The sequence below is a fragment of the Neopusillimonas aromaticivorans genome, from assembly GCF_030344915.1.
Lineage (GTDB): Bacteria > Pseudomonadota > Gammaproteobacteria > Burkholderiales > Burkholderiaceae_B > Neopusillimonas > Neopusillimonas aromaticivorans.
Map to the genome: position 1 here is coordinate 1,840,129 of NZ_CP128233.1, position 12,688 is coordinate 1,852,816.

General features: G+C 55.4%; 11 protein-coding genes and 3 pseudogenes. All 14 read right to left on the reverse strand.

Going from position 1 to position 12,688, the window contains the following annotated elements:
* Positions 1-30: 30 nt before the first annotated feature.
* The 14 genes and pseudogenes from N7E01_RS10165 to N7E01_RS10225 all read right to left on the reverse strand — a co-directional run bounded on the left by N7E01_RS10165 (position 31) and on the right by N7E01_RS10225 (position 12,572).
* Positions 31-909 carry a branched-chain amino acid ABC transporter permease gene (locus N7E01_RS10165; protein WP_289172811.1) on the reverse strand — a complete coding sequence of 293 codons (879 nt, stop codon included), beginning with the start codon at positions 907-909 and terminating at the stop codon, positions 31-33.
* Between the two features lie 11 nt (positions 910-920).
* Entirely contained in the window at positions 921-1,376 is a 456-nt protein-coding gene (locus N7E01_RS10170; protein WP_350494826.1) for an ABC transporter ATP-binding protein, read from the reverse strand.
* Entirely contained in the window at positions 1,334-1,621 is a 288-nt protein-coding gene (locus N7E01_RS18875; protein WP_350494827.1) for an ATP-binding cassette domain-containing protein, read from the reverse strand. Before N7E01_RS18875 ends, N7E01_RS10170 begins: the two co-directional genes overlap by 43 nt.
* On the reverse strand, positions 1,618-2,340 hold the full coding sequence (locus tag N7E01_RS10175) for an ABC transporter ATP-binding protein (RefSeq protein WP_289172812.1): 723 nt from the start codon (positions 2,338-2,340) through the stop codon (positions 1,618-1,620). Before N7E01_RS10175 ends, N7E01_RS18875 begins: the two co-directional genes overlap by 4 nt.
* 54 nt (positions 2,341-2,394) lie before the next feature.
* Positions 2,395-3,659: pseudogene (locus N7E01_RS10180) on the reverse strand (ABC transporter substrate-binding protein).
* Positions 3,660-3,757: 98 nt separating this feature from the next.
* Positions 3,758-5,219: pseudogene (locus tag N7E01_RS10185) on the reverse strand (aldehyde dehydrogenase family protein).
* 80 nt (positions 5,220-5,299) lie between these two features.
* Positions 5,300-6,304 carry a hydroxyquinol 1,2-dioxygenase gene (locus N7E01_RS10190; RefSeq protein WP_289172813.1) on the reverse strand — a complete coding sequence of 335 codons (1,005 nt, stop codon included), beginning with the start codon at positions 6,302-6,304 and terminating at the stop codon, positions 5,300-5,302.
* 25 nt (positions 6,305-6,329) lie between these two features.
* A complete protein-coding gene (locus N7E01_RS10195) occupies positions 6,330-6,830 on the reverse strand; it encodes a cupin domain-containing protein (protein ID WP_289172814.1) in 501 nt (166 codons plus the stop codon).
* A gap of 155 nt (positions 6,831-6,985) precedes the next feature.
* Positions 6,986-7,929 (reverse strand): annotated as a pseudogene (locus N7E01_RS10200) (LysR family transcriptional regulator).
* 224 nt (positions 7,930-8,153) lie between these two features.
* Positions 8,154-8,810 (reverse strand): peroxiredoxin, encoded by a 657-nt coding sequence (locus N7E01_RS10205; protein ID WP_289172815.1) that lies wholly within the window; start codon positions 8,808-8,810, stop codon positions 8,154-8,156.
* Positions 8,811-8,845: 35 nt separating this feature from the next.
* Entirely contained in the window at positions 8,846-9,460 is a 615-nt protein-coding gene (locus N7E01_RS10210; protein ID WP_289172816.1) for a class I SAM-dependent methyltransferase, read from the reverse strand.
* A 228-nt stretch (positions 9,461-9,688) separates the two neighbouring features.
* Positions 9,689-10,120 (reverse strand): protein tyrosine phosphatase family protein, encoded by a 432-nt coding sequence (locus tag N7E01_RS10215; protein WP_289172817.1) that lies wholly within the window; start codon positions 10,118-10,120, stop codon positions 9,689-9,691.
* 96 nt (positions 10,121-10,216) lie between these two features.
* A complete protein-coding gene (locus tag N7E01_RS10220) occupies positions 10,217-11,434 on the reverse strand; it encodes a TsoY family (seleno)protein (RefSeq protein WP_289172819.1) in 1,218 nt (405 codons plus the stop codon).
* A 91-nt stretch (positions 11,435-11,525) separates the two neighbouring features.
* The gene (locus N7E01_RS10225; RefSeq protein ID WP_289172820.1) at positions 11,526-12,572 is read right to left on the reverse strand and encodes a cytochrome-c peroxidase; all 1,047 of its coding nucleotides are present in this window, start codon (positions 12,570-12,572) and stop codon (positions 11,526-11,528) included.
* Between the last annotated feature and the right edge of the window lie 116 nt (positions 12,573-12,688).

A 12,688-nucleotide genomic window follows, 5' to 3' on the forward strand; every position in this document is an offset into this window, starting at 1 on the left:
TGAATACTCTGATGACAGGTCAGTATCGGGTTAGCGGGTCTTGGGGAACAGCCCCTGGGGGCGGACCAGCAACATGATCAGGAAGACGACATGGCCGGCCCAGATCCCCCAGCCCGGATCAATGCGAAAGGCGATGCTTTGCGTGACACCCAAAATCAGGGCGCCGGCGAAGGTGCCCCAGAATGAGCCCATGCCACCGATGATCACGGCCTCGAAGGCAAAGATCAGCAAGGCCGGGCCATCGGCGGGCGACACTGTGGTGCGCATGCCCTGCAAGACACCGGCGACGGCAATCAAGACAAAGGCCGTAGCTGTCGCCAGACCATAAATGTGGCGATGATCGACCCCCATCAGCTCGGCCGCGTCCTTGTCGTCAGAGGTGGCCCGAAATGCCCGGCCGATGGCGGTACGGTTGAACAACCACTGCATCACGCAAGCCATCAGCACGGCAATCAGGAAAATGCTCAAGGGCAGTGCACCCACAGCCAGGTCGCCGCCCAGTTTCAGACTGAGCGTGTTGAAACCGCCGGTGCCGATTGATCGGGGGTCTGCGCTGAAAATTTCGACCAGTGCATTCTGGATCACGATCGACAGCCCGAAGGTCACCACCAGTGAGGGCAGCGGGTCTTTGCCCAGGGTGCCATTGAGCATCAGGCGTTGAAGGCCATAGCCAAAGACAAAGGCCATGGGCAGCAAGATGGCCATGCTGGTCAAGGCGGGTCCGAATTCGTTCATGCCCGAGGAGGCCAGCAGCGCAAACGCGGCGAAGGCCGCCAGAATGATGAAATCGCCATGCGCGATGTTGGTCAGCCGCATGACGCCGAACATCAGCGACAGCCCCATCGCGAACAGCGCATACAGTCCGCCAAGCATCAGACCTTGTAAAACGGTAGAAATCCAGCTGAGCATTGCGGTTCCTTTCAGATACCAAAATAGGCTTTGGAAATGTCGTCCATGGACAATTCGGCGGATGGCCCCTGCAGTGAAACCCGGCCTTCCTGAAAACAGTACAGCCGGTTGGATACTTTGCTGGCGGTGGCCACGTCTTGTTCGACTACGATCACGCTCAGGCCATCCGCCCTGATCTGGTCCAGCGTGCTGTAGATTTCCTTGACGATGATGGGGGCCAGCCCCAGCGATATTTCATCGCAGATGAGCAGGTCGGGGTTGCTCATCAGGGCGCGGCCGATGGCCACCATTTGCTGTTGTCCACCCGAAAGCGCCGTTCCCGGGTTGTTGCGACGTTCGCGCAGCACCGGGAAAAGGGCATATACGCTGTCCAGCGTCCAGGGCCCGGGGCGTTTGGTGTAGCTGCCCATCAGCAGGTTTTCTTCTACCGACAGGCTGGGGAACAGGCGGCGCCCCTCCGGAACCATGGCAACCCCCAGGGAAACGATTTTGCCGGGGGCATGCCACCGATGGGACGTCCCTTGAACTCGATGGCCTCGGCCGTGTTTTTCAGCAGCCCGGTGATGGATTTAAGAAAGGTGGACTTGCCGGCGCCGTTCGCGCCAATGATGGCAATCGTTTCGCCGGCGTTGATTTCGAAATCAATACCGAACAAGGCCTGGAAGTCACCGTAGAACGCGTTCAATGCGTGTGTTTTCAGAAGTGCGCTCATGCGTCCAGCCCCATATAGACCCGTTTGACCTCGGGGTTGTTCATGACCTCGTTGGGTTCCCCTTCGGCCAGGCGGGTACCGAAGTTCAGGACAAACAGGCGGTCGGCGACCGCCAGCAGGGCATGCACCACGTGCTCAATCCAGATCATGGTGACACCACGGGCCTTGATCGCCTTGATTTCATCGACCAGAATTTTGGCTTCATGCTCGGTCAGGCCACCGGCAATTTCATCCAGCAACAGCAGTTTGGGTTGTGTGCACAAGGCTCTGGCCAGCTCAAGCCGTTTCCGGTTGAGCAGTGTCAGCCCGCCGGCCAACTGGTTGGCTTTGGCAAGCAGCCCGGTGGATTGCAGGACTTCCTGGCACAGGGCATAGGCCTGCGGTTCAGGAAGCCGTGCCCCCAGCGTTGCCGCCACCAGGCAGTTTTCGAAGACGGTCAGGCCGGAATACGGTTGTGGCACCTGGTACGAGCGGCCAATGCCCAGCCGGCAGCGCTTGTGTGCCGGCAGACCCGATATATTGGTGCCCTTGAAGGTGATAACCCCTGAATCGGGGCGGATGTCGCCCGAAATCAGGTTGAACAACGTAGTTTTTCCCGCGCCATTCGGCCCGAGGATGCCCAGAACCTCGCCCTGGTTGACCGACAGGCTGATGCCGTCGGTAACCTTCAGCGACCCGAAGCATTTGTGTACATCAGTCAGTGCAAGCAGCGTCGTCATGAGAATGCGGGGCCGCCGCGTAACGGCAGCCCGTTCCAGGGTTGCAGGGCGGGATCAGCCGATGAGTTTCATTGCGCCGTTAACCGGGATTTGCGGGTTGGCCTGGTTATTGACGATGCTCAGTTCGTACTTGTACTTTTTGCCCGGGTTCCATTGCCCGAACACCAGCGGTGTTTTCGACACGTTGCGGAATGGGCCCTCGCCACCCCACTTGACCGGCCCGACGATGGTGTCGAGCTGGGTTGCTGCCACTGCATCGCGAATGGCGGCTTTGTCGCCCGATTTGGCGCGACTCAGGGCATTGACGGCCACTTCAAACAGGGCATGCGCAAAGCCGATGGGTTGGGTCCATTGACGCTGGGTTTGTGCCTCGTAGGCGTCGCAAACGGCCTGGGCATTGGCACCGGTCAGCGATGACTTGAACGGGTGCCGTGGTGACCACCAGACTTCGGTGGTCAGGCCGGTCCCCAGGTCACCGAGGGCCTCGATGGCACCCGGGAACAGCAAGGCTTTGCCCAAGGTTACGACTTTTGGATTGAAACCCTGCTGGCGCGCCTGTGTCAGAAAGGTTTTGGCATCAGGGGAATCACCACCCCGGTGACGATTTCGACGTTATCGCGCTTGAATGCGGCAATCTGGGCCGAAAAGTCCTGGTTCATGTTCTGGAAACGGCCCGGGTCGAGCAGAGAATAGCCCTGCGCCGCCAAAGGTTTGGGGAACCCCAGTTCGGGGTCGCCCCAGGCGTTGCCGTCACCGTCATTGGGGAACAAGCCGCCCACTTTCTTGTTGGTCTGGACTGAATTCCAGCCGTTCAGGAAGTTGGCAATGACGTCTTCCAGCCCCCAGAACATATGGTATGTCCATTTGAAGCCGGTGGCAGGATTGCCGCCGCGACCGAAGAACCAGGGCTGCCACGGTGCCACTGTTGAAATACAGGGGACTTCGTTCAGTTCGCAGGCGTCAGAAACCGGATTGACCGTTTCTGGCGTTGACGATACCAGCATCAGGTCAACATCATCTTGCAGGATAAGGTCGTTGGCCACCTCACCGGCCCGGTTGGGCGAGGACTGGCTGTCTTTAAGAATGACTTTGACGGGGGTTTTCTTGCCGGCAAGGTTGACGCCTTCGGCAAACTGCTTTTCAAGGCTGGCAATCACCCATTTGTCGGCCTCGCCGAAGGCGGCCAGCGGCCCGGTTTGCGGGGAAACGTAGCCGATACGGATTTCGCGGTTCGCCGCAAAGGCGGGGAAAACGGTCAGTGCAGTGGCTGCACCCATGCCTTGAAGAATGCGGCGGCGGGATAGGTTAATGCGGTTCATGGGACTCCTCCGTGGTGTCTGCGCCTGTGGCGCTTGTTATTGGTACAACATGAAACTGCAGTAGAAGGCCGGGGCATAGTGCACCGTGCCAGACGCGGTCAGCGCGGGTAGAACGGCTTGAGGTTGGCGTCGACGTTGACCCAGACCGATTTCACCTGGGTGTATTCGCGCATGACCTCAAAGCCCATTTCACGACCGTAGCCCGATTTTCCAAAGCCGCCGAAAGGCGAACCCGGATTTACCCGTTTGTAGCAATTGATCCAGACCATGCCCGAGCGCATCTTGCCGGCGAACTGGTGAGCGCGTTGCAGGTTGTTGGTCCACAGCCCCCGCCCAAACCATATTCGGTGCCATTGGCAATGGCCAAGGCTTCTTCATCGGTTTCAAAGGTAGTGACCGAGACAAAAGGCCCGAAGACCTCTTCCTGGCTGACGCGATCGCCAGGCTTGGCACGCACAATGGTCGGTTCAATGTAGCAGCCTTTGGCCAGATCAGGGTTGTTCGGGACTTTTCCGCCCAGCAGGACCTCACCGCCTTGTTCCCGTGCGATATCCACGTAGGACAGCACGCGGTCACGATGGTGCAGCGAGGTTACCGGCCCCATTTCAGTCGTGATGTCGAGCGGGTTGCCCAGCTTGATCGACGCGGCCAGGGCAATGAATTTTTCAATAAATTCATCGGCGATGGACTTGTGCAGAATAAGGCGAGAGCCGGCAATGCAGGCCTGGCCCTGATTATGGAAAATGGCAAATGCAGCACCATTGACGGCGGCCGTCAGGTTGGCATCGCCAAACACAATGTTGGCCCCTTTGCCGCCCAGTTCCAGCTGCACTTTTTTCAGGTTCTCGGCAGAGGCCCGCACAATGCGTTTGCCGGTTTCGGTTGAACCGGTAAAGGCAATCTTGGCAATATCGTTGTGGTCGGCCAGATATTGCCCGGCCACCTGCCCCAGCCCGGGGACAATATTGACAACCCCTTCCGGGAACCCGACTTCGGACATCAGTTCGGCAATCCGCAGGGTTGAAAGCGGGGTCAGTTCGGCGGGCTTCATGACCACGCAGTTACCGGCGGCCAGTGCCGGGGCCATTTTCCAGCTGGTGAACATCAGCGGAAAATTCCAGGGACAACCTGGCCCACAATGCCGACGGGTTCACGCAGCATGTAGTTCAGAAAGCCCTCTTCGACAGGGATGACGCTGCCCTCGAATTTGTCGGCCATGCCGCCGAAATAGCGGAACGTCACGGCGGTACGGGGTACGTCCAGAAATTGCGTATCCCGCAAGGGGTGCCCGGTGTCCAGCGATTCAAGGCGTGCCAGTTCATCGGCGTTGGCTTCAATGGCGTCTGCCAGCTTCAGCAGCAGGCGACCACGATCCATGGCGGCCATGCGTGACCACTTCGGGAAGGCAACCTGGGCGGCCTTGACGGCGGCGTCAATGTCGGCGGGGCCGGCCATCGAGACGTTGGCAATGACGCTGTTGTCGTGGGGGTTAAGGGTGGCCAGCGTGGCCCCGTCAGCGGCGGGGCAAAAGCGGCCATTGATAAATAGCTGGGTATTCATCCTGTCTCCGGGACGTTGGCGAAGGGTGCAACCACCCGCCACCCCGTGAGGGGCGGTGGGCGTATGAGGCAATTACAGGGTTAGAACGAAACCGGGTTGACCGGTGCGCGACCTTCCTGAATGTCGTAAACCACCTGGGGCGAGCCGTTTTCCCAGACCAGCAGCATCGAGCGCTTGGGCGAGAAACCCTGGTGGCGGCAGTCGGCCGGCATGGCAGCCATGTCACCGGCCTTCATGATGACGCGGGCACGCGGTTCGGCCGTGGTCTTGTCGCTGCATTCCCAGGAGATTTCGTCTGACATCTGGAAGAACCATTCGACACGATCATTACCGTGAACCACCGGCAAAATGTGTTCTTCGGTGGTGGGGCACATGTAGCTGTGCTTGACCACCGAGGTAAAGGACGGGTTCCAGATGACGTCGGAACGTGACAGGTAGGCAAACAGGTTGAACGCATGGACCTGGTCTTCGAAGCCGGGCTCAGGGTGCAGTTCGGGGGCATCTTGCGGTACATCGGCAAAGGCACGATTGACCGGATAGCCGTTCTCGTCGGTACGCATGGCCAGGTCACCTTTCAGCCCGACGCAGCGATCGGCCAGCTGGCGCACACGGCGTACGGCAGGCAGGTTGCTGCCATTCTTGCGACCGTAGGGCGTGCCGGTTTCTTGCGGAGCGGCATAGGGGTCAAAGCCTTCATTGGTCCAGTCTTCGAGCATGTCGACGAACGTGACACGTACTTGTTCTGAAGGAAAGTTCTGCAACAGGTCGGCGTTGGCGTCTTTGAAGTTCTTGTTATAGGTGCCGGCAAAAACATCGACGGTACTGTAGTGGTTCGTGGTCCCAAAAACGCTGTCGAAGTTGACCCAGCCATAGAAGAAGCCCCAGCCCACGTCGCGCATCAGGGCGCGCAGGAAGTTCCCGATGTCCATGGTGTGGGACATGGGTTTGCCCTTTACGGTTGTCCATTTGATATGGGCGAAGTATTCGTCGCGCTCGAAGCTGAAATCGCCCAGCGAGAAGGATTTATAGCCAAAAACAGGGTGGGGCGCTGAGGCGATGGCGTCAAATTTGGTTGCGGTGTCCATGTGTTGTCTCCTTTACCGTAATGCGTTAAGCGGCCTGGCAGATGTCTGCCCATTTTTCAACCGAGAGGTCACCGATACAGGTTTGCAGTACGATGACCGATGGTTTGGCGGCGCGGAACTGATAGGCGGTATTGGCGGGCAACATGGCTTGATGGCCGCGACGAAGGCGGATCCAGCCCATTTTCTGGCCTTTGGGATCGCCCTGAACCAGGACGGCACCATTTTTCTCAGGGTCTTGTACGTGTTGAGACGGATCGAGTTTGATCAGGTGGACATCAACGTCTTTGTCCATGCATAACGCGAATTCGTCGTGGGCGCAGGTGTACCAGGGCGAGTCGCCTTCAGCACGCAAGGTTTCGAGCACATAAATCTGATTGATGCCGAAAACAACTTTTTCGTAAGGTTTGGAGGTGTTGGCGATTTCGAAGCAGTTCGAAAACGCATAGTTCTTGGCGTTGTCGTTGATGACCTGGACACCGCCTTTTTCATAGTGCTCGAGCGAGCCGAATTTCGTCGTGTATTGCATGCTTGTCTCCGCAATTGTTTGTGATAAACCGACTGTTTTTATGAGTGTTGTGTGACAAGTCTATGCGTAAGTGTTTGATCCTGAAAGCCTTGATGGCCGACAGGACTGTTTGCGTTTTGCAAACAATTAGCGGAAAGTCCCTGTTTTTGCCAGGGTTACTCAATCAGGCTTTGTGCGATATGACCCGCCTGGATCAGGTCGGCGTCCCAGGGTGGCTCGGTCGAGAACCTGGACAGAATATGCTCGATGAACAGTTTGAGCCTGAGTCCGCCGCGATGGGTGTGGGGTACACCACCCAGAGCCAGAATGAGGACAGTTGCCAGTCGGCCAGAACCGGGACAAGCCGACCTGACATGATCGACGCCGAAGCTACCAGAGTGGGGATACAGACGATACCGGCATTGGCGGCGGCGTATTCTTCCAGTAAATGAACGCTATTGGTACGCAGTGCCGGGCGCAGATCCATCGAAACGGTTTCCCGCTTGCCGTAGAACAGCCACCGGTCGCGTGTCGGGTAATTGGAATACAGCCCCAATCGATGCTCGTAAAGATTGCGTGGCCCTTTGGGTGTGCCATGCTTTTCAAGATAGGCGGCCGACGCACAGAAAACACGCCGCACCGGAAACAGGGGCCGCCCGATCAGTTCATTAGATGCTGGCTTGAAAATCTGCAAGGTGCAGTCCACGCCGGCTTTGACCGGGTCGACCACGGTGTCGTTGACGACCAGGTCAAGCTCAACGCCGGGGTAAAGATCCTGAAATTCGCGCAGATAGCTTGCCAGATGGCCCAGTACCAGCCCCGGCAGGGCATGAACGCGCAGGCGTCCGGCAATCGTTCCGCGCGCCTGGCGCATCTGGTCCACCAGGTCTGATGTGCGCGACAACAGGTCGGTGCAGTCGGCCAGAAAAGCCTCGCCCACTTCCGACAGCTGGATGTTTCGGGTGTTGCGATGAAACAGTGGCGCACCGACGTAGTTTTCCAGTTGCTGGATACGTGTTGTCACCACGGATTTCGATACGTTCAGTCGTCGCGCCGCTTCCGAAAAATTTTCCGTTTCTGCAGCCGTGACAAACGCCTCGATTGAGAGGTATCGGTCCAAAATTGTCTCCTTGCCAGAGGTGGCAAATTCTTTTATGACCGAATGATAGCGTTGTTGTCAGCAGGTAATGTCGTGAAGCAGATATGAACGGCGGGGCGAGTTGTTTGGCGGGTCAGGGGTGGCGGCTGGTCTTTGGCCAGGAATGACTAACATGCAGTGATGCGTGCGGGTGTTCCAACCAAAAACGGGGCTGGAACACTCTGAAACCCACTAAAGGCGAATGCTTATTTTGCAGGTGCCTTGGTGAAGCGCAGGTAAGGCAGTTTGATGTCGATGGCACCAAATTTTTCTTTGGCTTGTTCATCGTTAAGGCTCAGAGCCACGATGACGTCCTGGCCGGGAACCCAGTCTGCCGGTGTGGCAATAGGCACGCCATCGGTGGCCTGAATGGCGTCAAGCGCACGCAGGATTTCAGCAAAGTTGCGACCTACCGACATAGGATAGGACATGGTGAGACGGATTTTTTTATCGGGACCAATGATGAAGACGGTGCGTACGGTGGCGCTGTGGGCAGGGGTACGGCCGTCGGGCAAATAGGCGTCAGCGGGAAGCATGTTGTACAGCTTTGCGACTTGCAACGAAGTGTCGTCAATGATGGGGAAGTCGGCAGGTGCGCCGGAAAACGCCTCGATGTCGCTTTTCCACTTGTGGTGCTCTTCAACGCTGTCAACAGAAACGCCCATGACTTTCGTGTTGCGCTTTGAAAATTCGCCTGCAAGGCGTGCTACGGCACCGAATTCGGTGGTGCAGACTGGAGTGAAGTCTTTGGGATGCGAGAACAGAATGGCATAACTGTCACCCATCCAGTCATGCAGGGTCAGGGAACCTGCAGTTGAATCAGTGGTGAAATTCGGGGCGATATCGTTGATACGCAATGACATGGAGTGACTCCTTGTGTAGTGGATTGAATCAGTGGTTACTCAAATGAGGTGGGCTTAGACCCGTTGGCCGATATAGCGCGTAACGCACGCGGGCCCGTGGTGACCAGGACCTTCGTCCAGGTTGACTTCGCACTCGATTCCATACATTTCTTGCAGAATGCCGCTGAAATCGTTTCGTATGAGCTCGAGCGAATACAGTAATTCAGGATTTTTGGCCCGCCACTTGTTTTGGCAAGCTGGTCGGGGCTGAACGCTTCGAGCACGAGAACTCCGCCAGGTCGCAGGGCGCGTGCCAGGTTCTGGTGGATAGCCTGACGGCACTCAGCAGGTAAATGAACATAGGTAAGAACCACGGCATCGTAGCATTTCGATGGCATCCAATGTTGCAGGTCAGCATGTTTGGTTGCAATGGTTACCCCGCATTCAGCCGCCAGTTTTCTGGCTTTTGAAAGACCGACCACAGAGGCGTCGACGGCCAACACCTGATGACCTTGACGGGCGAGCCATACACTGTTGCGCCCTTCTCCATCGCCTGGAACCAGGATATTGGAATGCGGAGCAAACAAGCCCGCCTGCTCAACCAGGAATGCATTCGGCTGTTTGCCGTATTTGAATTCGTCTGATCCAAATTGTTGGTCCCAGAAATTCATTGTGTGGCCTTTTGAAACGTTCATCGACAATAACACCGTGTCTCATAAGTTCATTTTAGAGATCAATAAAATATAAATCAATATAATATGAATAAATATAATGTAATCGGGTCGATAGCTTAAATCTATCCGGGAGGTGTGTCAGGGGTGCTTCCTGCGATTTGAAGCACCCTATGCCGATTCTTGGCAGTCTGGCAAGCCTGAGCAAGAGGCTGTGCTACAAAAGTATCAGGCGCTGTCCGACTTTAAAAAAGTGTCTTTTTGATCATGCAGGTCGTGGCCGGCGGCGTGCGCCGCATCAAGCAAAGGTCCCAGGTCGCAGCCTGATTGCCGAGCCTGGTTATGCAGCCATAAGGACACGGCCCGACGCCCGGTTTTGCAAAAACACAGTACAGGTTTAGGTAACCAGTCAATGGCCTTGCCAAAGGCCTCAATGACTTCCGGGGTGTATTCGCCCGGAGTTACCGGTATTTCAACCCACTCCAGCCCCTGCTGAGCGGCAGCCTGACGCAACGCATTATTGTCAGTGTGGTCTTCGGCCTCACCCGGCCGACGATTACAAATTACCGAGCGAAACCCGCGTGCTTTGACCTCGGCAAGGTCTTGGGGATAAATAGCATGACAGATACTGAAACCGGGTTCGAGAGGTTTGATGTCCATAGTAGTCAATGTGATGTAATTGATTGATCAGTTAAGGAGTCGTGGGCATATCGTTAAAAAGATGCAGGTACATTTTGCGCATAACCCGAACTCTGGTTATTGCGCTGACGCAATAACGACCGATTTGTGGCTTAAAAGCCGGCTGGTCAGGTGAAGCAATGCCAAAACAGTCATTATTTGTACTATCGCTAACGCAAGAATCCCCAACCAGTAAACCACACTGAATGGCTCGACAATGCCTGTTTTTACCCACGCCAGATGCCACCAGAACATGCCCATCACCACAATTGCCACACCTGGGCAGATCAACCCGAAACTGACAGGGCTACGCTGGTCACCCACCAGATGCGACTTTAAATACCCATTGAGAATCATGACGCGATAGCCAATAGCAAGAATAAGCAATTGCGACATGAAAATGGCGGTTATGGTGGTGAAAAGGACACCAGGGACGATAGGTGTTTGAAAATGATGTGCCAGCCCGTGCTGCATGCGAACCCATTCAATGCCCAGAAGCGTCAAAATGGGCACCATCATCCAGATACTGGGTGTTGCCTGCGCTTGCAGCCCAAACTGCATCATGGCTTGCGCCCCTGAAGCCAGCACCAGGAAAGCCACAATCACAGCAATGACCATGAAAAGAATGGAAAAGGTGCCGGCAACCGCAGAGATCGCTTTGATATGTGACATGGCCGCTGGTGCCGCAAAACCCACCGACAACATCGAAAACGTGAACACAGCCATCAGCCCTGACAAATGGTTGTGCTCTTCAGGCTTGAACCCACCTTTAGCCAGGTAACGTGCCAGATACCTCCCGTACAAGCGCAAAGACCAAACACCTAATACGCCAAAAGCCACCACGGCCAACGGAAACAGGTACTCAACCACCGACCATAAACCTGGAACAAATAAGGCGCCGCTAGCAAAACACACATTCACGGTCATGGCTAATGTCAGGGGTTGCGCCATGAACTGAACTTCGGCTGGACTATTTTTTAGTTTTGTATAAGTTTCGGTTAATTTCGCCCGTTGGTGCTCACGGAAATTCCATACCAGCAAAACCAGATGCAATAGCGCCAGAACCACCATGAATAAAGTGGCTAGCACCGCGACAGAACGCACTCCGGGCGCCAAAGGAGCCCCACCTTGCACGGCGAGGACTAGGTCAGACCACACCGGCATGGGGTGATCCGGATGCGGAATCATCCACATCAAATACATAAAAAACGAGATGGACAAGCCTCCTGCACCCAGTGAAGCAAGCCAGAATGCAGGGTGCCAGGGCTGTGCGGGATCACGTTTGATCAGACTCATTAGATACCTTCGTTAAGTCGTGGGAACAAAGCAAACATGCCCCCCGACGCGATGCATTGGGGGGCATGTTCATTAAAAAGCCTGAAATGTTTTACATCGATGGCTTTGGTGTGGTTTTGCTGCTGGGAGGAAGCGTCGGGTAAACAACTTTAGGCTGATCACCGGTCAGAGTATGCAAAAAGGCGGTGATGGCCTTGACTTCTTCATCAGAGAGTTCAGCACCCAGTTGGCTTGTACCCATGATGGCCACGGCCTGCTCAAGGCTCCATACTTCACCACTATGGAAATAAGGTGCCGTCAGGGCAATGTTACGTAACGGGCTGGCACGGAAGACGTATTCATCGGAAGCCGTTTTGGTCACGACAAACCGGCCGCGATCATCTTCGGGCAGGATATCGGCACCTGGCTTCTTGACCAGACCAAACGGGAAGTAGCTTTGACCGCCCAGATTGATGCCGGCATGACATGCAATACACCCTTTGTTCATGAACAGCTCAAGACCAACCAGTTCCGCTTTGTTAAAGCTGTCTTTGCCCTCAAGGAACTGGTCGAATTTTGAATTTGGCGTGATGAGCGTAATTTCGAAGTCTTCGATGGCCTTGGCCATGTTGTCAAACGTCACCGGATTGGACTCGCCTGGAAACGCTTTTTTGAACATGTCTACGTACTCAGGGATACTTTGCAGCGTATCTTCAACATGCTTTGGTGTGGCATTCATTTCTACACTGGCCTGCACAGGGCCTTTAGCCTGCTCTTTCAAGTCTGCGGCACGACCATCCCAAAACTGGGCTATGTTGAAAACAGCGTTCAACACCGTCGGTGAGTTACGCGGTCCATGTTGCCACCCGTGACCAATAGACGTGGGAATATTGTCGGCACCGCCTGTGCCTACACTGTGGCAGGTATTACAGCTGATGATGTGACTTTTTGACAAACGCGGCTCGAAGAAGAGTGACTTGCCAAGTTCAATTCGGTCAGCGTTAAGCTTGCGCTCTTTGATGATGACATCAATTGTTGGAATGGGCTTGAAAATTTGCTGCGCACGTTCGCGTAACTTGCCTGCATCTGGCTGAGCAAATGCGACCGCAGAGCCTGTGATCAACAGGCTGGCCAACAGAGTGCCTGATAGTTTTTTCATGTTCATTTTTCTTTGTCCAACGCAACTATTTTTATCAAAATATTATGAAAATTTGCTTGTTTTGACTATATCAAGATGCGCGCAAAATTGCACCTGAGCCAAGCGCACATCGGCAT